Genomic DNA, 20,029 nt, shown 5'->3' with positions numbered 1-20,029 from the left:
GGCCATGAGCCGATTTACGAAATGTCTCGTCCTGATTGTGGTAGCGTGGGTCGGAACGGCATTTTTGCCGGAGGCATCCAGGGCAGATGACAAAGCCCAGCCAAGCGATTTCGGCTTTCCCATACCCAATCCCGAGCCGGAGCTGCCCCAGGGTGTGGACGCCTTCGATCCGCCGGTTTTCCGGTCAAGTCCGTCTGCGCCGGCCATCGCCGAAATATCGAGAACTGCGGACCACGACGAAATCGTCTCGATGACCGGCGTCGAGCTGGATGGAGCGACCAGCTTCGATGTCTTTTCGCAACCGCCGTCCAGCCCGGAAGGGTCGGTGATCTCGACCCCGCCACTGCGTGCAGACGATACCGCTGCGACCGTCCTGTTGCCCGATTCCCTGCCCGCCTGGTCAATGTATCTGATCCGGCCGAAGCGCGATGACGCGGGCGGCAAGGCCTTTGCCATCAACCGCACGGAAAGCTGGTGGCTCGGACCTGACAATGCTGTTCCAGGAGCAGCGATTTCGGTCTATGGGCGCAATCTGGCCAAGTCCAACGGCACATCAACATCGTTCATCTACATCAAGGCCGCCAATGATGCCGGGCAGTATGTGACACCGGTTTCAGTCAATCCCTTCAAGGTCGACTTCAAGGTGCCGAAGCTCCCTCAGGGGAGTTACGAAGTTTGGGTCCACAATGGTCATGGAGGTCGGTTCGGCTGGAGCGGTCCGTTGAACCTGGCCATCGCCGCTCAAACTCCATGGGCCCGGCAAGATCAGAAGATGATCGACGTGAGGAGTTTTGGCGCAAAGGGCGATGGTGTGACCGATGACACCGCCGCTATAGAGGCGGCATTGACGGCGGCAGCAAGCGTTGCGCCCGCTACCATACACTTTCCGGCCGGAACCTATCGCATCGATTCGGTGCTCAGAGCGCCCGATAACGTGCACTGGCTTGGCGACGGTATGGATGCGACGGAGATCAGACTCGGCAAAAAGGTTTCCGGCAGCATGATTGTCGACGCGAACCGCAATGCCCAGTTCGAAAAACTGACGCTCAATGCCAATGGCAATACCGGTACAGCCCCGCTGCTGTGGATCCCCGGCGTCGAGAACCTGCGCCTGCAAGCCATGCGGTTGAAAGCCTGGGGCGCACCTGCGCTTGAAGCGCACGACGCATCGGGCCTGTATATCGACAGCTCCGAGTTGATCGAGAATGGATCGTTCTACGGCAGCAGCCGCCAGATCTTCATGACCAACAATCGCTTTCGCATGACGGGATATGGCGAATCAGTGGTTGCGCTTTGGGGCGGACGCGAGTTTTCGATGGTGGGTAACGATCTCGCCAATGCTGACGAGAACCGTGACGACGGACACGGCATCGGCCGGTTCTTTGTGGCCCAAGGCCACGCCGGCAGCATGGAAAACATGTATTGGGGTGACAACGTCTCACACCAGGCCGCCCCGCATAATTGCAACAAGGTCGACTGCAACAAGGGTGAACAAATATGTTTCGAGATGGTCGGCAGCGACCTGAAGGACGGATTCAAGGCAGCCACGGCGAACACGGTCAGCTTCTCGTCACTCGCGGCCTCCGACAAGGCTGGAGGCCAGGATCTCGTCATCGTCGGCGGGAGAGGCGCTGGCCAGCATCGGCGTATCGTATCGGTCAACGACAACACCGCGACCTTGGACAAAGCCTGGAATGTCGTCCCAGATGGCTCAAGCCGGTTCGCCCTTGCGGCAGCGGCTTCGCAGGTGGCGATTTACAACAACACTTTCCAGGGCCGCCCAAGCTATTTCAAGCATGATTCCGACTCCACCGCCGTCCTGCTCTACGGCAATGTCTATGACGCAGTTGTCGACCGGAACACTATCTCGCAAATGCGCCATGGCATGATGACTGTCGCCTTGAGCTCGGCCAACGGCCTCAGCCCGTATTTCCTGCAATATTCCAACAACACGGTCAGCGACAGCAATAGCGGGCTTTATGTCGGCACGACCTTTACCGATTCAGGCGTTGCGGGTGTGTGGGGCGGTCTCGGCAATGTCTACCGCAAGAACACCTTCAACAGGCTCGCGCATATCGGCGTTGAATTTGAATCCTGGGGTTATAACGGGGCCGATTACAACGGAACGGTTTTTGAAGGAAACCGGTTCGCCAATCTGAAATTCGGCTTCATCGACGCTTTCCAACTCATGTGGACCTACACCGGAAGCTTCAAAACGCCGCCGCTCTACAGTTCGCGCAAATACAACACGATCCTCTACAAGAACGTCTTCGAACGAGGCGCAGCATTGGGCCCGGGCAGCGTCGGATTCAAGACGCTGCAACCGAAGAACACCTGGTTGAACATCGGCTCGACATGGACGGACTTCGAATCGGGCAACAAGGGCCCGGCCAAGAATTAGATCAGGCGAGAGTCAGCGCGGGCAAACGTCCCAGAATCCGGTCGTCCTGGCGGGGTTGGTGTAATACCAGCAATAACCGGACCGGGGCGGCGATCCTGCAATGGCGACCGCCGAGGCCCCTGCAACGAAGCCGATCGCGGCGCCTGCCGCAATCGCTCCGCCCGGCCGCCAATAACGACGCGGATTGACGACAACGACCCCGCGCCGGACCGGCGGACGGACGACGGCGCCTCTGTGAACCGTCGACACGGCGGCACATCCACGCGGACCGCAGCCAGCAACCGTTCGCCGGGCGGCATCCGCGGACGATACCATCATCGGGCCGGTCACCATCATCAGCACCGCAAGCGTCATCGGCGCGTGTCCTAGAAATCCTGAAAGCTTCATCGGGTCCCCCTTCGTCGTTACGAATTTTGGTCGTGCCTGATAATGTCAAACGATCAAGGCGCAGCACATAACAGGAAGCGCCCATATTCCACCGCTTGCAAGCTGATCATAGTGTTGAGGGAGATGCACAGTCCCGGCCGGCTTTGCATGGCTCGGCGAGTTGCTTGATTTATGCTACACGGAGACGCCAAGATTTTGCGGGGAACAATGAAATTAGGTTTTGTAGGAACGGGTGCCATTACCGAGGCCGTTATCACTGGCTTGATGAAGTCGAGGTCCGACATTGAAACTATCGTCGTCTCCCCTCGCGGTCAGGACGTTGCGGCGCGATTGGCGGAAATGTTTCCGAGCGTGCGCGTGGGTCGTGACAATCAGGATGTCGTGGAGAGCGCCGATATCGTGTTTCTTGCCGTAAGGCCGCAAATCGCCGAGGAAGTGGTAAAAGAGCTCAAATTCCGGGAGCACCAGCAGGTGGTGAGCTTTATTGCCGCTGTACCGATCGAGTCGCTTAGCAGTTGGATTGGGGTACCCGTAACCATCACCAGGACAATCCCCCTGCCATTCGTCGCCGAATTGCGCGGAGCAACGGCAATCTATCCGCCCAATGATCGGATCGCTGACTTGTTCTCTTCGCTCGGGACTGCGGTGCAGGCAGAAGACCTCAAGCAATACGATCTTTTTGGCGCCGCGAGCGCGCTGATGGCCACATATTTCGGTCTGCTGGAAACAAGTGCCCGTTGGCTCGAAGCCGAGGGCATGCCCTATGATCAGGCGAGCATCTATTTAAAAGGGCTGTTCGGCGGTCTCTCCCATGTAACGGACGCATCCAATGAACAGTCGTTCGAGACAATGGCCTCCGAGTTTTCGACAAAGGGCGGTCTGAATGAGCAGGTCTTCACCGAGTTCAAGGAGAATGGTGGAACGAAGGCGTTGACGCTTGCCCTCGACTCCGTGCTGAAGCGTATCGAACAGAAGTGACTAGGCGGGCACGGCAATGCGATCTGGCTTGCCGTGCTGTCATCAGAAGCGTGTCATCAGCGTCCAAGCCATACCGGCCATAGCGCAGCCGATGAGTGTAAAGATGACGGATACACGAAATCGAAACAATGCGAGTACAGCCGCAGCAGTCAAAAGCAGCGACGCAAAATTTATCGACCGGAAGACTGGAATATCAAGCGAGAACCATCCAACACTGAAGGTTTCAACGTCTGCAAACAGCACGTGCAGACCGAACCAGATTGCCAAGTTTAAAATAACGCCAACGACTGCAGCAGTGATTGCAGACATCGCACCTGTCAGCGCTTTGTTGCCGCGCAAGCTCTCGACGAACGGTGCGCCAAGGAATATCCACAGAAAGCATGGGATGAAGGTCACCCATGTCGTCAACACTGCTCCGAATGTTGCTGCGACCATTGGATTTAGGGAGCCCGGATCGCGAAAGGCGCCCATGAAGCCAACGAACTGGACAACCATGATCAGCGGACCCGGTGTCGTCTCGGCCATCCCCAAGCCGTCGAGCATCTCGCCTGGCTTGAGCCAACCATAGTGCTGGACCGCTTCCTGCGCGACATATGCAAGCACGGCGTAGGCCCCGCCAAATGTTACCAATGCCATCTGGCTGAAGAAGATCGCAATCTTGGAAAACACGCTGTCGAAGCCAAGAAAGGCGACAATGAGTGCGACAGGCACCAGCCAAAGCGCAAGCAAGATGCCTGAGATCTTCAGCGACCAGACAAGGTTGGGCCGCGCGTGACGCGGGGTGATTTCGCCAAGCGCCGAATGTCTGTCTTCCAACACCGCGCTTGCTCCGGACTTATGGCCTCCACCGAGCTGAAACAACGGTGATCCGATGCGTCCGCCCATATAGCCGATCGCACCGGCGATCAAGATGATCACTGGAAACGGGACATGAAGGAAGAAGATCCCCACGAAGGCGGACGCCGCAATTGCGACCATAGCCTTGTTCTTCAGAGCCCTTCCGCCGATCCGAAACACCGCCTGAAAAACCACTGCCAGCACTGCAGCTTTTAGCCCGAAGAACAATCCTTCAATAACATCGACGCTGCCGAAGGCGACATAGATGTAGCTGAGGCCAAGGATTGCGAGGAAACCGGGTAAAACGAACAGGATCCCGGCGACAAGGCCTCCCGCCGTCCTGTGCAAAAGCCATCCGATGTAGATTGCAAGCTGTTGTGCTTCCGGCCCCGGCAAAAGCATGCAGTAATTCAACGCATGGAGAAACCGATGCTCTCCGATCCACCGCTTCTCGTCGACCACGATCCGATGCATAACCGCGATCTGACCGGCAGGACCGCCAAAACTGAGAGCGGCGACCCTTGCCCAGACCTTCACGGCATCCGAGAAGGAGATGCCATGTTCATGCTCTCGCTCATCGGTGATTGCGCTGGATTTGCCGATGGTGTCTGTCATCATGCGGTCCGCTTCGTGGACGGCCAATTGTGTTTCTCATCGGTCGCATCTCTGCTCCAGCGATAGAAGGCGTCGTAGAGTCCGAGACCGGCGTTCAGCTGCTCATGGTCATCCGCGAACATGCGCGACAATCCAAGGGATGCTGCCAGAAGCCCAGGAGCTTCAGGGGCGAGATCAAGTCGCGCTGTATCTGCCCCTCTGACGATTGTCGCCAATCGCAGTAACGGCTCTGACGACAAGCCTAATTCTTCGACCATCACATCGAAGGTGCACCGGTCACCGCGGTGGGTCCAGAAAACGCCCTCAATGTCGTATGGTGCCGCGTTGAAGCGTTCTGCCACTGCCTCGACATCAGTGGGGGGAACGAACAAAAAGACGGCATCCCGATCGACGAAGCGCTTGATCAGCCATGGACAGGCGATTCGATCGATCTTCGGTCGCGCTCGTGTCACCCAGACCGTACGCCCCGCGCTATCGCGAGCGGGTAATTTCGAAACCGGGATCGCCGGCAGGCCGGATGCCAGCCATGCTTCGATCCCGCCCTCGAGAACATTGGCGTCGACCCTCGCCTGGCGAAGCCATGCCGCCACGCCGTGACTTAGCTTTCGTCCCCGTTGGCAAATCACGACAACCGCATGCCCTGCCACATGGTTGAGCCATTCTTGAACGTTGGCATGGCTGCGCCTTATTGATGCGGGGATCAGGCGTGGATCAGCGTCAAAGTCCTCGCTGGTGCGGACGTCGACAAGGATAGGGCAACCAGGGGTGCCAACCAAACGATAGAGTTTTTCAGAAGAAATTTCGAGAAGTGAAGTCATGACGCGTCCTCCGTTGTTGTTTGGACGCGATACTTCGGCTGACGCCTTGTGGGGTGATCGCAACCCCATAGCGCAACATAATGTCATGTGGCTGGTCCCTGTCAAGTCATCCTCTGCGGTGGTTCCCTGCCCAGTCGCCGCAGGTGTCAGCTGGGCAGATGCCGGCGCCAGCCTTGACCCCATTCGTGATTCATAAGAAAATCGGGCGACAACTTCTACGGAGAGGACACAACATGGCCATCTCACGCAAGGAAGAACTGCGAGCCCTGAACGCAGAAGAGAGAATTTTGGTGGAGAAGTCTCACCATCCTGCGCTGCAGGAGATGAATGATGCCGACCTGTCCAACCTGGTGAAGCTTGCACGTCAGCAGCGTGACAAGGCGCAAACGGAGGCCAACCGCCGCCGCCGCGAAATGCGCGGCAAGGCCGCCCCGAAGGGCAGCACGGTTTCCGCCCGGGATGATGGATCTCAGCTGAAGGTCGCCGTTCTCGCGATGACAATGCGCCGGCTGAACACTGAAGTGGATCGACGTCGCCGCCTGGCAGCCAGCATGACGCTGATCGAAAACGCACGCAATGTGCTGGCCCTGAAGCAGCAAGCGCCGACAAAAGGCAATGAATTCAACACGCGGCATGCACATCAAGGCATGCGTTCGAATCCCAACACCAAGGTAAACAGTCTTATCCGGCCAATGGAACGCGGCCGGCAGCGCGCGGCTGCGCAAGTAGCACAGGCCAAGCGCGACGCACGCTAACAGCGTGCCGGAGCAAATGCGATGTCTCTCAGGTCCCTACTCACCTTGGCTATCATCGGGTTGCTGCTCGCTGGTTGCCTGCACAATGATGGCAAGCCCTTTGTACCGTATCATCCACCGTGGGCGGAGAAATAGTAAATCCTGCCGAAGATCACCGGAGGTTCGGGCCTCGACGCTTGCCCTGGAGCCTGTCATGCAGGCATGAAAGGCTCTAGGGTTCCGCGCGCCGGCGCGTAAACCATCGGATACTGCCGAGGACAGCCATGGCAAGCAATGGCCAAGCGGCCCAGAAAGTGCCCTGCCAGGAAAGGAGATTGATGCAGATGAGGGTAAACCCAATGATCGTGAGGACGGCCAGAACGTGATCAACCTGTCGGGCGGTACGCATCCATGAGAGTGCGGCAACGATGGCTAAAGCGAGGATTGGCCACGGCGCCCAGAACTCACCATCCCACGCCAGCAGGTTGATGGCGAGTATACCGGCTGAAATTGCACCCAATACCCCGTAGTTTCGCCACTTTGGTATCACGCCGGAGCCGGCGCTGCGGGTGTCGGTGAGTTCAACGGTCTTTTCACCGGACGCGCCCTTGGCCGGAAAGGGCTCCTGTTGCGGAGAACGGACACTATCTTCCCCGATCCTGATAGCATAGCTGAGCACGCCACCCTCTATGTTCTTGACGGGCAGCTGTCCCAAGCATTCGAAACCCACCGCAACCTTGTTGCGCACGTGGTCGTACACCGTGTTGGATATGACGATGCCCCCAGCCGATGCCGATGCTTGCAGGCGAGCAGCCACATTCACACCATCGCCGTAAATGTCGTCACCTTCGGCGATAACATCGCCAAGATTGATACCGATACGAAACAACATGCGCGTGTCGTCGGGGCGGTCGGCATTATAGCCCGCAAGCTCGTTCTGCACATCGAGTGCTGCGCGCACCGCCTCGACCACGCTTGCGAATTCAGCGATCAGTCCATCGCCCCAGGTGTTGACGACCCTGCCACCATGGCTTTCGATCAACCTTGACATGGCATCGCGGTATTCTTTCAGGGTGTCGAGAGTTCCTTCCTCATCGGTACGCATCAAGCGCGTATAATCCTGAACATCCGCGGAGAAGATCGTCGTCAGCTTGCGGCGCGTTCCGGTCATGGCGTTGTACTCTCCCAGCTCAATACCCCGCAGGGGCCGCAAAGATACCCGTCGTCGTAGGGAACATTATCCGCTGGAGCCGGACCTGGAAAGAGTTAGGTTGCGTGCGTAGGACTTGCCGCCGTGTCGAGTCTCTGAGGCGATGATTGTACACGTCCCTCGCCGTTTGCTCACGGACGAGCCCGGATGACCGTTTTCCCCGTGCGCCGCTCGGCCGCGTTGAAAATGGCGACCGCATCGTCGAGGGTCGCAACCTTGCCGATGTTCGTCCGCAGCCGGCCGTCCCGCACGCGCTGGACGATCTCGCTCAGTTGGGCACGATCGGACTCGACAACGAAATCGATCGCCAGGCCATCGACTGGCCGCGCTTCGGCCGGGCCGACGATGGACACCAGTATTCCACCGGCCCGAATCAGGCCGGCGGACCGCTTCTGGATGTCACCGCCGATCACATCCAACACCAGATCGACTCCGCCAACGTCTTCCAGTGCGTCATTCTCGAGGTCGACGAACTCGTTCGCGCCGAAGTCGAGCGCCTTCTGACGGTCGGCGGCGCGCCCGGTGCCGATCACGTAGGCGCCGGCTTCACGTGCGAGCTGCGTCACCATTGAACCAACGGCGCCTGCCGCGCCGTGCGCGAGGACGCTTTGTCCCGTCTGGAGGCGGCCGTGCTGTAGCAGCCCTTGCCATGCGGTCAGTCCCGAAATTGGCAGGCTAGCGCCGATCGTGAAGTCGACGTCGCCGGGCAGCGGCGCAAGGTTGCGAGCCTCGATCGCCACATACTCGGCCAAGGTGCCGTCGCGATACCAGTCGGCAAGCCCGAACACGCGCTGCCCTACCGACAGCCCCGTCGTGCCGTAGCCGAGGGCCGTCACCACTCCAGCGAGCTCATGGCCAAGGATCGACGGTGTCCGATTGCGGTCGCCTCGATCGGTCCAGGTCGAAGGCCACGTCAGCTCAGTCGGAACGAATCCCGACGCATTAATCTGAACGACAACGTCGTTTATCGCTGCCTGCGGTTCGGGACGCTCCACCAGCTTCATCCCGGCCATTCCCGCGGCCTCGTCCGTCACAACGATTGCCTTCATGATAATTTCCTCCTCGCTATTTGTCGCTTTGGTGGAAATGTTGTTACCCGGTTCCGGGTGATGTCAACCCGCTCCGCCTGGAGGCTGCACGATCACATTGCCGGCGCACCGAGGCCGGTTCGTGGCATCGCTTGCTTGCGCACGTTGCCCGCCACGAATCCCTGCCTTCGCCCTTCAAATTCAATGCATTGATAATACTATATGATAATTCTATTTACTATTCAGAACCGGCTCATTAAAGTCTTGAGGCTGAATGGTGGAATGCCTTTCACCCTTTGCCGGTAGCCATAGGAGGTGGCCCGGCTTCGATCACCGGTTGCAAACTCGGATCAACGACTGCGTTGAGCCAAATGGGAGGTTAGACATGAAATCCGCAATATCTATTGCCGCACTTTGCGCTGCGTTGATGTTTAGCGCGTCAATGCCAACGATGGCCTATGCCGCCGACAAGCCAACGCTGGCTTTCGTGGTGAATGGGGCCTCCGATTTCTGGAAAGCTGCCGAGGCGGGCGTCAAGAAGGCGCAGGCCGAATTGCCTGACTACAACTTGGAGCTGAAATATCCCGAGCAGTCCTCGGTGGCCATCCAGCAACGTCTGATGGATGATCTCGTCACAGCCGGCGTCAAGGGCATCATGGTGTCGGCCGTAGATCCGAAGACGTCCACCGATGGTCTCAACAAGATCGCGTCCGAGACTGCCCTCTTCACTACGGATAGCGATGCGCCTCAGACCAATCGCATCGCCTATATCGGTTCGTCCAACGTCGATGCAGGCAAACAGGCTGCCGAGATCGCCAAAAAAGCCATGCCCAACGGGGGCAAGTGCCTCGGATTTGTCGGCCTGCTCGGCGCTGACAATGCCAAGGAACGCATCCAGGGTATGAAGGATGGTCTCGCAGGCACCAAAATTGAACTGGTCGATGTTCGCGGAGACGATATTGACCAGACGCGCGCCAAGAAGAACGTCGAGGACGCTCTGGTGGCCAGCCCGGATGTCAACTGCATGGTCGGCTTTTACTCTTATAATACACCTCGCATCTACGAGGCTCTGCGCGATGCAGGCAAGTTGGGGCAGATCACCGTTGTTGGGTTTGATGACGATCCGATTACGTTGGGCGGCGTCAAGGAAGGCACTGTCGCCGCTACTGTCGTGCAGCAGCCGTTCGAATGGGCCTATCAGGGCATGAAAATGATGGCCGCTTACCTTAAGGGTGACAAGTCGAGCATTCCGGACAACAAATTGCTGATCATCAAGACTGTGATTGTCGGCAAAGACGATGTCGACGCGTACGCTGCCAATCTGAAAAAGATGGCTGGCAACTAGGCTGTTTTCGAACAAGAGCTCGACGCGATGACTGGCAATGGTTTTACCGCAACAGATGGCGTTAATCACGCCGAATCCATGCCGGGCACAATCGATACTTCTTCTGACGCACGTCATCAGGCGGCCTTCCTCAGCCTGCATGACGTGCGAAAGACCTATCCCGGTGTTGTGGCGCTGGATGGCTTTTCCATCGAGATCAGACCTGGCGAGGTCATCGGCCTTGTCGGCGAAAATGGCGCCGGCAAATCAACGCTGATGAAAATTCTGGGCGGTGTGGCGGCCCCGGACCGGGGTCTTATCAGGATCGACGGCGTCGATCATGACCGTCTTACTGTCGAAAACAGCCTCCAGTCCGGAATTGCCTTCGTACATCAGGAACTGAACCTGTTTGAAAATCTGGACGTTGCCGCCAACATCTTCCTTGGCAGAGAGCCGCTGCACGGCGGCCCTTTGAAGCTGGTGGATCGCGCTAAACTGCGCGAGATGGTTTTACCGCTGCTCAAACGGGTCGGCGCCAATTTTACGGCCGACACCCCCGTATCGGAACTGTCGCTGGCCCAGCAGCAAATGGTCGAGATCGCCAAAGCGCTTTCGATCAAGGCAAGGCTTGTCATCCTGGACGAACCCACCTCAAGTCTTCCCTTGGCAGAAACCGAGAAGTTGCTCGGTGTGATCAAGGGTCTGAAGGCAGAAGGTATCAGCGTTATCTTTATTTCGCACCGACTCCACGAGGTCGAGAGCGTCGCCGATCGCGTTATCGTCCTTCGAGATGGAATGCTGGCGGGCACACTTGCACGCGACGCCATTCATCACGACCAGATGGTCAAGCTCATGATAGGCCGTGCCTTGAAAGCCCGTACACATACGTCGGAGCGCGAGGCTGGTGCAGTCGCGCTGTCCGCCAGGGGCATTCGCACAGCTACCTACCCTCATCGGACCGTCGATTTGGACGTGCTGCATGGCGAAATCCTCGGGCTGGCGGGACTTGTAGGTTCGGGCAGGACCGAATTCGCCCGCGTCGTCTTCGGCATAGACAGGAGCCTTGGCGGAGAGCTCCATCTGGATGGCAAACCTGTTCTGCTTTCTTCGTCCGCTGATGCGGTGGCGACTGGCATCTTTCTGGTCCCCGAGGATCGAAAGCTGGCTGGCATACTCCTTGATTTCGCTATCGCACAGAATATTTCGCTGCCTAATCTTTCGGCGCATTCGGCCAATTTGCTCATTTCAGCCGCCAGCGAACATACGACGGCGGAAGCACAGAGAAGCAACCTCGGCATCAAGGCTCCATCGGTAAAGACGCGTGTCGGCACCTTGTCGGGCGGCAACCAGCAAAAGGTCGTGCTGGCCAAATGGCTGGCGATGAAACCGAAGATCATGATTTTCGACGAGCCGACTCGCGGGATCGACATTGGAGCCAAGGCTGAAATCTACAGACTGATGCAGGCGCTCGCCGACACGGGTGTCGCGGTCCTCATGATTTCGAGCGACATGGAGGAAGTCATTGGTGTTTCCGACCGCGTCGCAGTTATGCATGAAGGCCGGATTTCCGGTATTCTGGCCAAGGAGCAACTTGATCAGGAGAATGTGCTTTTGCTGGCGGTGGGCAAGTCACCACGATAGCGTCTATCAGGGTTGGAGATCACGATGAATAAAAAAGATATTGGCTTGCTGATCCTCATCGTCGTCGTGGGAGCCGTTGTTGCAACAATCAATCCACGTTTCCTGCTGCCCATCAATCTCGCCAATACGTCCAATCTCATCGGCCTCTTCGGTATCCTGTCGATAGGACAAGCGTTTGTGATCATTACAGGCGGTATCGAACTCTCGGTGGGTTCGCTCATCGCGCTCCTCGGTGTCCTGTTCATCGATTTGATTGCAAACCATGGCATGGCTTGGCCATTGGCTTTCATGCTCATCCTGGTTCTCGGCGGGCTCATTGGCTTGGCCCATGGCTGGCTGATCACGCGGCTGAAGCTCCAGCCCTTCGTGGTGACGCTGTGTGGCTTGTTGATTTATCGCGGGATCGCCCGGTTCTATACGGCCGATGGGACCGCCGGCTTTGCTTTCGGCCAGAACTTTCCCACGCTTGAATTCCTTACGGCCGGGCGCACCTATGGCATTCCCAACAGCTTTATAGCCCTTCTCGTTATTATGGGCGTGACGTGGGTCGTACTGCACCGGTCGGTTTTCGGACGCTATCTTTATGCCATCGGCAAGAATGAGGAAGCGGCAAGATATTCCGGAATCAGGACAGGTAGAATGGTGATGGCTGCCTATGTCATTTGCGGTGTATTGACCGCACTCTCGGCCATCTACTTTGCGATGTATACGCGCTCGATTTCCCCCGCCAGCCACGGCAATTTCTATGAACTCTATGCGATAGCGGCCGCCGTCCTCGGAGGCTTTTCGCTGCGCGGCGGCGAAGGGTCAATCGTCGGCGTGATTCTCGGCACAATACTGCTGCAAGAATTGCAGAATCTGGTCAATCTCCTCGGCATTCCCTCATCGCTCAATTTTGCGGTTATGGGAGGGGTGATCCTTATTGGCGTGCTTGTCGATCAGCAGTGGGACATTTTTCGCGCGAAGCGCCGATTAAACAAGGCGGCGCAGTCCATATCATCAAATTGAGAAACGCTGAACACAGGGTTGGCTCGGCCGCAGCACGATGTTCATAGGCCGTCATTGGCCCTTCGGAGCGTTGATATGAGGGGCAACATCTGGATTAAAAAGTTGGCGCTAGAAGGCCAGCCTCAGATGGAGGATTCTGCGCGAGGTTTCACAAATCGCCCCCTTCTGGTAGCGTTAGACTGCCGATGCATTGCGGGAACAGGGTTCGACCCAAGGATCGATCTGATCACTCTCTGGTTTATGGCGCCGTTCCATGGCCCAGAGAGACTGGAAAACATTCAGCTTCTGCATCATGCAGCTTTCGCGCTTTTAAGCAGGGTTTTCAAATTGACGCCAGCATCGGCCAGAGCGGCCGGGTCTGGGCTGACGGCAGCAGCAATCAACATCTCCGAGAGTTTGATGTCCTTGGCAACGCTGTTTCCTATCCCGAGACCGGCCGCTGCTACCAACGTTCCCTCGTCGAGATAGAACTCCATCTCGCCGGTCGGCAGAGCTCGCACGACACTTTGATGATGCGGCTGCGGTAACCCAGCGACTTGAAGACCCAGGTCATACTGATCTGTCCAGAACCAGGGGATGGCCGAAAACGCTTCATTGGCCCCAGCCATGTTTCGTGCAGCGGTCTGCGCCTGGCTCCTGGCATTGCGCCAGCTCTCGAACCGAACATGTCCGCCGCCATGCTGTTCGACCGCGGCGCAGTCCCCAGCAGCGAAGATATGGCGATCGCTCGTCTGCAGGAATGGATTGGTCAGGACCCCGTTCCCGGTCGCGAGACCCGCTTTTTCAGCCAGGGAAATCTCAGGCTGGACGCCGACAGCGGCAACAACAACATCTGCTGGCACTTCCGCACCGTTGGTTAGAAGGACGGTATTATCACGAATTTCAGAAATGCCGACCCCGAGATGAAAGTTGACACCCTCGTCAACGTGGCGCGTGTGCATCTTCGCGGCAAAACGCGAAGGCACCGCTCTGCCGAGCGGTTTTGGCGCGGCTTCGACGATACTGACGATCAAGCCTTTGCCACGCAGCATGGCGGCGAGCTCCATCCCGATCAAACCACCTCCGATAATCGCGACACTCCGGCTAGCATTTACGCTGTCGAGAATGATCTTCGCATCATCATAGGTACGGAACTCCAGCGCTCGTCCGGCGCCAGGACATGACAGTTTCCGAGGCCGCCCACCGGTGGTTAAGAGAAGTTTGTCATAAGCCAACGACTGGCCGTCGCTTAGGATTACAGCCTGCCCCGCGACATCGAGCTCCGCAACTTCCACGGCGGGAAGGTAGGTGATGCCCGCATTCAACAGAGCTTCGGCAGAACAAATCGCCTTCATCGCTACGGCGCCGTTGTACGGCTTTGAAAGGGGTGGGCGCTCATAAGGCAAGTGCGTTTCAGCGCCGATCAACTTTATGGGCTTGTCATAACCCGTTTCCCGAAGCGCGAAGGCCGCTCTGGTTCCCGCTTCCCCTGCTCCGACAATAACGAAACCGCCCATGGTTTGCTCCTCTCCCGGAGGGACTGGCGCGGGAGCGCGCCAGTACGCTCCGCAGGCCCGCAGGGCCTGATGTTTCGGCGGCCTTAGTCCAAAGCCACGCGAACCTCTCCATCGACCACCTCGGCCGGATATGTTTTCAGATTCGCACACGCAGGCAGGCGAATGGCTTCGCCGGTGCGATAATCGAAGGCGCCGGAATGCTTGGGACATTCCACTTCGAAATCCATCACCAGGCCGTCCGCCAGATGGACAGCTTCGTGAGTGCAAAGACCCGCGGTGCAGTAAACGCTGTCATCCGGGCCACGGTAGATCGCATACGAGCGTCCGCTGTGATCGAAGCGAATGGCACCCTCTTGTTCGATGTCCTCGAGTTGGCAAGCGGAAACCCAGCTCATTCCGCAGCCTCCCCGACCGTGCCCCGCGCTTTGTGTGCCACCAGCTTCTCTTTCCGCTTGCGATAACGCTTCTGCATCTGCGCTTCACCTTCAGGCGAGCCGTCATGCCAGGTGCCGAACCACTTATCGAGCGGGATCAAGGCATCCCCGTAGTTCACCTCGAAATACTTGTGGTGGAGATAATGCGCATAGGCATGGCTATCGACCAGCTTGTCCCCGCCAACTTCGAGCTTGTCGAAGCCGACATGACCGGGGATAGCGCCAAAGCCTGCATAATGAAGCTGATACAGCATCAGGATGGGGTTCGACGGCAATATGAGGTGGTAAAATGCCGTCCCGAAGTAGAGCAAGTGCTCGACGGGGTGCATGGACAGCGACGACCATGGCGACGGGTTGGCCGAGTTGTGATGGACCGAATGGACCCACTTGTAGAGAAGCGGGGTGTGGATCAGCCGGTGCACGCAAAAGAAGTGAAACTCGTGGATGATTGGAACGACAAGCGCAACGAGCGCCAGCGTCCACGGGTTTTCGGCCACGGTCAACCAAGGCGCGTAACCATTGGCGTAGGCCCAGAGCATTCCGGCTTCGATGGCGGTCCAGATCGTGACGCCCGACAAAAACGTGCGCAGGATATTGTCTTTGTTCTGATTTTCGAACCAGAATGCCTGGTTTTTCTGCTCGGACGGAAATTTCCCGTTGTATTTGAAGCGGTTTTCCTGCCGCTTTAGCACATACAGATGCAGCTCAAATGCTCCGTAAAACAGGAATACGCAGACCGCGTTGACGGCGTACAGCCAACCGATCCAGCCGAACCCGAGCGTGCGCATGGTTTCAACGGAAGGAATAATCCAGGCCCAATATGCTACTGCGGAAGCCGCGAAAATCGCGTTCCACGGAAAGAAATAATGGGGCAACCATTTCAGGATCGCCATGATCCGGGTTGGGAATTGAAACAGGGGTGCATATTGAACTGGCTGCGTCGGTGCCCAGTCGCCGCGCTTGTTGCGCTTCCCATAGTTGAGATCATCCATTGGCTTCTCCCTGAGGCAAATCACGTTCTCCGTGCCCGCACAAAGTTTCTATTGAAGGAGAGCGAATGACGCTTTTTGCAGTTGTTCAGATGAACATCCTGCCCTCCTCCTTGCGCCTTAAGTAGCAGCAAGAGGGCCAAAACATCGAAGACTTTGTTGATCAGATCAGATCAGATCAGATCAGATCAGATCAGAGGCCTTCGGCGGTGATGGTGATGAAACGGATGGGTTTTTCGTCTGGCTGAATCTTTGTTAGGCCGATTCGGAATAATATCCGGTCAAGTGCACGCTGGGCCTGGGCTTCCGGTGCTTGATCAAGAACGACATCCACCAGCCCGTCGCGAAGGGCTGTGCGGGTATAGTCCGTCAATTCGTGGGCGACAAAGAGGATGTCTCGGCCGCGCTGATCTCGTCCCAACACCTCAATCAGAGCGGAATTGGCGCCGCCCGCGTTATAAATTCCGACAAGATCAGGATACTTTTCAATGGCATAGGACAGTGACTCCTTGCTGTACTGCTCTTCGTCTCTGCTAAAGCCGATCCATTCGAAGTTGACCCCCGTGGAATGCTCGCGAAAGTAGTCGGAGAACCCCCGCATACGTTCCCGATGAACCTGATAAATAGGGTGGCAAAGTCCGATGACTGGTCCGGACTGCCGTGCCATCCGAGCTATAAAATACGCTGCCGTTCGTCCCGCTGCATAGTTGTCGATCCCGACAAATTCTCCGATCGTTTCCGATGCTCTTGTCACCACATGGACTATCGGGACGCCTCTGTTCGCAACAGCTTCCACAGCGGCGCTAATCTGGGGACTATTCGGTACGGCAAGGATGAGGCCAGCGCGAGAGCTGTCGATAGAGAGAATTCGCTTTGCAATCTCGTAAGGATTCATCTCGTCTGTAAAGCTTCGATGCACGAGCACAAAAGGGTCGAGCGTTGCTGCGATTGCCTCAAATGCATGGGACAGGCGCCGATAAAACGTGGTCTCAGGACGTACCATCAGCACCTCGATGCGCAACATCTTGTGGTAAGCATCAGGTATGATCCGTGGGTAATTCAACGCACGAGCGGCCAGCGTGACCTTTTCAATAAGCTCCGATCGGACACCGCCTCTTCCATTTAAAACCCGTTCGACTGTTGCCGTGCCTACACCGGCCAACGCAGCGATATCCTGATAATTCGGTCTGCCCATGCGTACTCTCACGAAGCTTTCGGGTGTTGTCGGCATTCTGCAGCGCCGAGCTTGAATTTAACGTAGCCCGTGGTCGCAGTAATAACCAGTCGCACGGGTCCTTCTCGGCAACCCCCGCTGGGTGCGCAGTCCGCAACGATCGCGCGCATAACAGACTGACCGGCTTTAAGAGTTAAAGTGGGCAGTTTGGATGGCCGGAATGAGGGCGCAAAGTGCCATCGAACAGGCCCGATACAACAGGCCTTTGATCGGGATTGTAGTCATTCGCGCTACAATTAAAACTGTTGGAATATTGCCTGTTATCAGCATTTTCAAAGGAACGTTTATCGCCGTCGATCGTCATGCCTTTTTCAGCACTACATCGCCCCCATGTTCTCACAATGCGCGTCGAAGATCGACAACGGCTCATTCGGACCCGCATTAGAGGAAACCTCATAAATCGGGCAGCCGGTTCATATCCTTTCAAGGCGCAGGGGAATCCTAGTGGTCCCTAGAACAGTTATGGGCCAGGAAACCTGAATGACCGAGATGGAGCCGCAAGCAGACTGTCCACTACTGAATGGCAAACTCGCGAAAGCAGTTGTCGCGAATGTGATCAAGCCAAAACGCGACGACAGTCCAATCTCTCGGGGGACGCCATTTGTGAACTAAAACCGGGCATACGTCCCGAAGCCGCACCGCCGCCAATCGCCAGACTTCCCAGAAGCCAGCTGGTCGAGTTCAATCGGCGAGTTCTGCTTGCAGAACGCCCCCTTGCTTTCGGCCACCGTCAGTCCGGCGAACTGCTCGATAACGGCCAGGCGATAGGCCATGATGTCGCTGGAACAGCTTCGAAAACGCGGCCGCGCTCTGGTAGCCGACACAGGTCGCAATCCGTGCAATCCCCTCGTCGCTTGTTTCGAGCAAAAACGCGGCCTCCGACATCCGGCGTGCGATTAGATAACGGTACATGGATTGGCCGACGAGATTGGTGAAGCGAGCTGAAAACGCCGAGCGCCCGAGCCCCACGCGGCGCCCTAGGTCGCCAAGGGTCCAGGGTTGATCCGGTCGCTCGTGGATCAACTGAAGCGCCGGTCCTATGTGCGGGTCCGCCATCGCCCCCAGCCACCCGCCTTCTCCGGAATCGAGAGACTTGATCCAGCTTCGCAGCACCTCAACGAAGAGCACTTCTGTCAGTCGCGAGAGCGCGACGCCTTGGCCAGGACGCGCAAGCGCCGACTCGCTCACCATGCGTTGCAGAATTGCCTCGAGCCATCCACCGTCTTCCGTCGGCTTCAGGAGAAGCAGGGGCGGAAGTAATTCCAACACGCTACCGCGCGAGGGCCGCTCCACAGTGAAATTGCCACAGATCATCGTCGAGAGCGGCTGCGCGTCGCCTCCATGACGAACAACGCCAAGACGTCCGGGCAGTCGATCGAGGTCCATAATCGGTAACGGCTTTGTCCGGCGGTCCGAGAAAATCACGTGAGGCTCGCCGCGTGTGACGACGACAAAGTCGCCTGCTGTCATGTCGAGTTCTCGTCCCTGATCAAGCGCGAGGGTAGCTGAGCCACCGCTGAGATAATGGAATAGGGCGTAGGGACGCGCTGGCAATGCCAGGTTCCATGGATGGCCGAGCTCGAAGTGGAAGAGCAAAGTCCCACCGAGGCGGACGCGATCGAGCACTTGGGCGAGGATGTCCATCCTCCCGATGCTAATACGACGGACGGTCAGACACAACATTCGGACGATTGATGCCTAACGTCCAAATGCTCCACGTACTACCTGATCTCAAGTCGAGCCAACAGGTCGCGCGGCGAGATGGGAGACCGCGACTTTTGCCGACACGCCTGCCTTTCCCCCGGACGCGTCGTCCGTCATCCCAACAGGAGCAATCAATGCGAAATCTTCTACTCTCAGTCGCCACCATCCTCATGGCCGGGGCAACATTTGCCGCCCCCGCCCAATCAGCTCAACTACCCAAGGGGGCGGCTCACAATATCGTGCTCGTCCATGGCGCTTTCGTCGACCAGACGAGCTGGAAGCCGGTTGCCGATATCCTCACGAAAAAGGGCTTCAACGTAACGCTTGTCGAAAACCCGCTCACCTCCCTCGCAGCGGACGTCGATGCCACCAAACAGGCGCTCGCAAAACAGAACGGCAAGACCGTTCTCGTCGGCCACTCTTGGGGCGGTGTGGTCATCACGCAAGCAGGGGACGATCCCCACGTCTCGGCGCTCGTCTACGTCTCCGCGTTCGCGCCCGACGTGGGACAATCTCTGGCGATCTTAGCCAAGAGCGGTCCGGCAACCGAAGGCGCCGCAGCGATTCATCCCGACGAAAAGGGCGACCTCTACATTGATCCCAAAGTGTTTCCTTCGGCAGTCGCTGCGGACCTTCCTCCGGAGATCGCCGAATCCTTGGCAAGCCATCAGCTCCCGCTGAACCACACGGCGTTCGAGGCTCCCGTCGATAAGGCAGCTTGGCAGGACAAGCCGACGTTCTATGTGATCAGCACGAAGGACAAGGTCATCACACCCGAGGTCCAGAAGATGTTCGCCAACAGGATGAAGGCCCAGACGACGGAGGTCGCCGGTAGCCATGCCTCCCTCGTCGTCCACGCGAAGGAAGTCGCCGCGGTGATTGAAAAGGCCGCACTCGCGAAGTGACGATACTGCCCCCGGCACTTTCGTGCCGGGAGCACCACGCGTGCTGTGCGGGCTACGGAACGCCTCGGACCGCGAGCGAGTCAGACCCAGTCAAAACCGCACCAGCTACTCCCACTCGATATTTTATGCCAAGCATCCGGAGGATGACATGACTGAGTTCGGTACCGCGAACCAGGACGCCCGTCTCGCTAGAAACGGTGCCCAACTGTTATATCGAGAATAGAGGAATCCGCTTCGTCTATCGCCGCCTAGCCCATCCGTTCGATTGGAAAATGCTAGCGCCGGC

Annotated in this window: 17 protein-coding genes; 7 read left to right on the top strand and 10 right to left on the bottom strand. The window is 57.6% G+C overall.

The window, feature by feature from the left end; translation table 11 throughout:
• Positions 1-4 precede the first annotated feature (4 nt).
• Positions 5-2,401 (top strand): glycosyl hydrolase family 28-related protein, encoded by a 2,397-nt coding sequence (locus J2X72_RS12870; RefSeq protein WP_310072490.1) that lies wholly within the window; start codon positions 5-7, stop codon positions 2,399-2,401.
• A gap of 12 nt (positions 2,402-2,413) precedes the next feature.
• Here J2X72_RS12870 and J2X72_RS12865 read toward each other — a convergent pair whose 3' ends face one another.
• Positions 2,414-2,788 (bottom strand): hypothetical protein, encoded by a 375-nt coding sequence (locus J2X72_RS12865; protein ID WP_210001896.1) that lies wholly within the window; start codon positions 2,786-2,788, stop codon positions 2,414-2,416.
• A gap of 207 nt (positions 2,789-2,995) precedes the next feature.
• On the opposite strand from J2X72_RS12865, the gene J2X72_RS12860 reads away from it, so the two are divergent.
• Positions 2,996-3,766, top strand: coding sequence for a pyrroline-5-carboxylate reductase (locus tag J2X72_RS12860; protein WP_310072488.1), 771 nt, complete (start codon positions 2,996-2,998; stop codon positions 3,764-3,766).
• A gap of 42 nt (positions 3,767-3,808) precedes the next feature.
• Here J2X72_RS12860 and chrA read toward each other — a convergent pair whose 3' ends face one another.
• Both chrA and J2X72_RS12850 read right to left on the bottom strand, forming a co-directional pair.
• Positions 3,809-5,218, bottom strand: a complete 1,410-nt coding sequence (gene chrA / locus J2X72_RS12855; RefSeq protein ID WP_405044718.1) for a chromate efflux transporter — start codon at positions 5,216-5,218, stop codon at positions 3,809-3,811.
• Positions 5,218-6,036 (bottom strand): sulfurtransferase/chromate resistance protein, encoded by an 819-nt coding sequence (locus J2X72_RS12850; protein WP_310072484.1) that lies wholly within the window; start codon positions 6,034-6,036, stop codon positions 5,218-5,220. The genes chrA and J2X72_RS12850 overlap by 1 nt, the downstream gene beginning before the upstream one ends.
• A gap of 233 nt (positions 6,037-6,269) precedes the next feature.
• Here J2X72_RS12850 and J2X72_RS12845 point away from each other — a divergent pair, with 233 nt between their 5' ends.
• Positions 6,270-6,791 (top strand): hypothetical protein, encoded by a 522-nt coding sequence (locus J2X72_RS12845; protein ID WP_210001892.1) that lies wholly within the window; start codon positions 6,270-6,272, stop codon positions 6,789-6,791.
• A gap of 211 nt (positions 6,792-7,002) precedes the next feature.
• Here J2X72_RS12845 and J2X72_RS12840 read toward each other — a convergent pair whose 3' ends face one another.
• Together J2X72_RS12840 and J2X72_RS12835 are read right to left on the bottom strand one after the other, a co-directional pair.
• Positions 7,003-7,941 (bottom strand): adenylate/guanylate cyclase domain-containing protein, encoded by a 939-nt coding sequence (locus J2X72_RS12840; RefSeq protein ID WP_310072480.1) that lies wholly within the window; start codon positions 7,939-7,941, stop codon positions 7,003-7,005.
• Between the two features lie 170 nt (positions 7,942-8,111).
• Positions 8,112-9,029 (bottom strand): NADP-dependent oxidoreductase, encoded by a 918-nt coding sequence (locus J2X72_RS12835; protein WP_310072477.1) that lies wholly within the window; start codon positions 9,027-9,029, stop codon positions 8,112-8,114.
• A 364-nt stretch (positions 9,030-9,393) separates the two neighbouring features.
• On the opposite strand from J2X72_RS12835, the gene J2X72_RS12830 reads away from it, so the two are divergent.
• From J2X72_RS12830 to J2X72_RS12820, 3 genes are all read left to right on the top strand, one after another.
• A complete protein-coding gene (locus J2X72_RS12830; RefSeq protein WP_210001889.1) occupies positions 9,394-10,353 on the top strand; it encodes a sugar-binding protein in 960 nt (319 codons plus the stop codon).
• A 78-nt stretch (positions 10,354-10,431) separates the two neighbouring features.
• Positions 10,432-11,973, top strand: a complete 1,542-nt coding sequence (locus tag J2X72_RS12825) for a sugar ABC transporter ATP-binding protein (protein ID WP_310073029.1) — start codon at positions 10,432-10,434, stop codon at positions 11,971-11,973.
• A gap of 24 nt (positions 11,974-11,997) precedes the next feature.
• The gene (locus tag J2X72_RS12820; protein ID WP_310072474.1) at positions 11,998-12,981 is read left to right on the top strand and encodes an ABC transporter permease; all 984 of its coding nucleotides are present in this window, start codon (positions 11,998-12,000) and stop codon (positions 12,979-12,981) included.
• Between the two features lie 290 nt (positions 12,982-13,271).
• On the opposite strand, the gene J2X72_RS12815 is transcribed toward J2X72_RS12820, so the two are convergent.
• The 5 genes from J2X72_RS12815 to J2X72_RS12795 form a co-directional block, all read right to left on the bottom strand.
• Positions 13,272-14,477 carry an FAD-dependent oxidoreductase gene (locus J2X72_RS12815; protein WP_310072472.1) on the bottom strand — a complete coding sequence of 402 codons (1,206 nt, stop codon included), beginning with the start codon at positions 14,475-14,477 and terminating at the stop codon, positions 13,272-13,274.
• 83 nt (positions 14,478-14,560) lie between these two features.
• Positions 14,561-14,872, bottom strand: coding sequence for a MocE family 2Fe-2S type ferredoxin (locus J2X72_RS12810; RefSeq protein WP_210001886.1), 312 nt, complete (start codon positions 14,870-14,872; stop codon positions 14,561-14,563).
• Positions 14,869-15,903, bottom strand: coding sequence for a sterol desaturase family protein (locus J2X72_RS12805; protein WP_310072469.1), 1,035 nt, complete (start codon positions 15,901-15,903; stop codon positions 14,869-14,871). The genes J2X72_RS12810 and J2X72_RS12805 overlap by 4 nt, the downstream gene beginning before the upstream one ends.
• A 190-nt stretch (positions 15,904-16,093) precedes the next feature.
• On the bottom strand, positions 16,094-17,095 hold the full coding sequence (locus tag J2X72_RS12800; RefSeq protein ID WP_310072467.1) for a LacI family DNA-binding transcriptional regulator: 1,002 nt from the start codon (positions 17,093-17,095) through the stop codon (positions 16,094-16,096).
• 720 nt (positions 17,096-17,815) lie between these two features.
• On the bottom strand, positions 17,816-18,778 hold the full coding sequence (locus J2X72_RS12795; protein ID WP_310072465.1) for an AraC family transcriptional regulator: 963 nt from the start codon (positions 18,776-18,778) through the stop codon (positions 17,816-17,818).
• Between the two features lie 194 nt (positions 18,779-18,972).
• Between J2X72_RS12795 and J2X72_RS12790 the strand changes: the two genes are divergently transcribed.
• A complete protein-coding gene (locus tag J2X72_RS12790; protein ID WP_310072463.1) occupies positions 18,973-19,743 on the top strand; it encodes an alpha/beta hydrolase in 771 nt (256 codons plus the stop codon).
• The last annotated feature ends 286 nt before the right edge of the window (positions 19,744-20,029 follow it).

It is taken from the genome of Phyllobacterium sp. 1468 (assembly GCF_031455525.1).
GTDB lineage: Bacteria > Pseudomonadota > Alphaproteobacteria > Rhizobiales > Rhizobiaceae > Phyllobacterium.
Note: the sequence above shows the minus strand (reverse complement) of the source record. Positions and strands in the feature narration are given on the sequence as shown.

Excerpts from the sequence above, each read along its gene's own strand:
- J2X72_RS12870 (WP_310072490.1), top strand. The coding sequence starts at position 5 with ATGAGCCGATTTACGAAATGTCTCGTCCTGATTGTGGTAGCGTGGGTC.
- J2X72_RS12865 (WP_210001896.1), bottom strand. The coding sequence starts at position 2,788 with ATGAAGCTTTCAGGATTTCTAGGACACGCGCCGATGACGCTTGCGGTG.
- J2X72_RS12860 (WP_310072488.1), top strand. The coding sequence starts at position 2,996 with ATGAAATTAGGTTTTGTAGGAACGGGTGCCATTACCGAGGCCGTTATC.
- chrA (WP_405044718.1), bottom strand. The coding sequence starts at position 5,218 with ATGACAGACACCATCGGCAAATCCAGCGCAATCACCGATGAGCGAGAG.
- J2X72_RS12850 (WP_310072484.1), bottom strand. The coding sequence starts at position 6,036 with ATGACTTCACTTCTCGAAATTTCTTCTGAAAAACTCTATCGTTTGGTT.
- J2X72_RS12845 (WP_210001892.1), top strand. The coding sequence starts at position 6,270 with ATGGCCATCTCACGCAAGGAAGAACTGCGAGCCCTGAACGCAGAAGAG.
- J2X72_RS12840 (WP_310072480.1), bottom strand. The coding sequence starts at position 7,941 with ATGACCGGAACGCGCCGCAAGCTGACGACGATCTTCTCCGCGGATGTT.
- J2X72_RS12835 (WP_310072477.1), bottom strand. The coding sequence starts at position 9,029 with ATGAAGGCAATCGTTGTGACGGACGAGGCCGCGGGAATGGCCGGGATG.
- J2X72_RS12830 (WP_210001889.1), top strand. The coding sequence starts at position 9,394 with ATGAAATCCGCAATATCTATTGCCGCACTTTGCGCTGCGTTGATGTTT.
- J2X72_RS12825 (WP_310073029.1), top strand. The coding sequence starts at position 10,432 with ATGCCGGGCACAATCGATACTTCTTCTGACGCACGTCATCAGGCGGCC.
- J2X72_RS12820 (WP_310072474.1), top strand. The coding sequence starts at position 11,998 with ATGAATAAAAAAGATATTGGCTTGCTGATCCTCATCGTCGTCGTGGGA.
- J2X72_RS12815 (WP_310072472.1), bottom strand. The coding sequence starts at position 14,477 with ATGGGCGGTTTCGTTATTGTCGGAGCAGGGGAAGCGGGAACCAGAGCG.
- J2X72_RS12810 (WP_210001886.1), bottom strand. The coding sequence starts at position 14,872 with ATGAGCTGGGTTTCCGCTTGCCAACTCGAGGACATCGAACAAGAGGGT.
- J2X72_RS12805 (WP_310072469.1), bottom strand. The coding sequence starts at position 15,903 with ATGGATGATCTCAACTATGGGAAGCGCAACAAGCGCGGCGACTGGGCA.
- J2X72_RS12800 (WP_310072467.1), bottom strand. The coding sequence starts at position 17,095 with ATGGGCAGACCGAATTATCAGGATATCGCTGCGTTGGCCGGTGTAGGC.
- J2X72_RS12795 (WP_310072465.1), bottom strand. The coding sequence starts at position 18,778 with ATGGACATCCTCGCCCAAGTGCTCGATCGCGTCCGCCTCGGTGGGACT.
- J2X72_RS12790 (WP_310072463.1), top strand. The coding sequence starts at position 18,973 with ATGCGAAATCTTCTACTCTCAGTCGCCACCATCCTCATGGCCGGGGCA.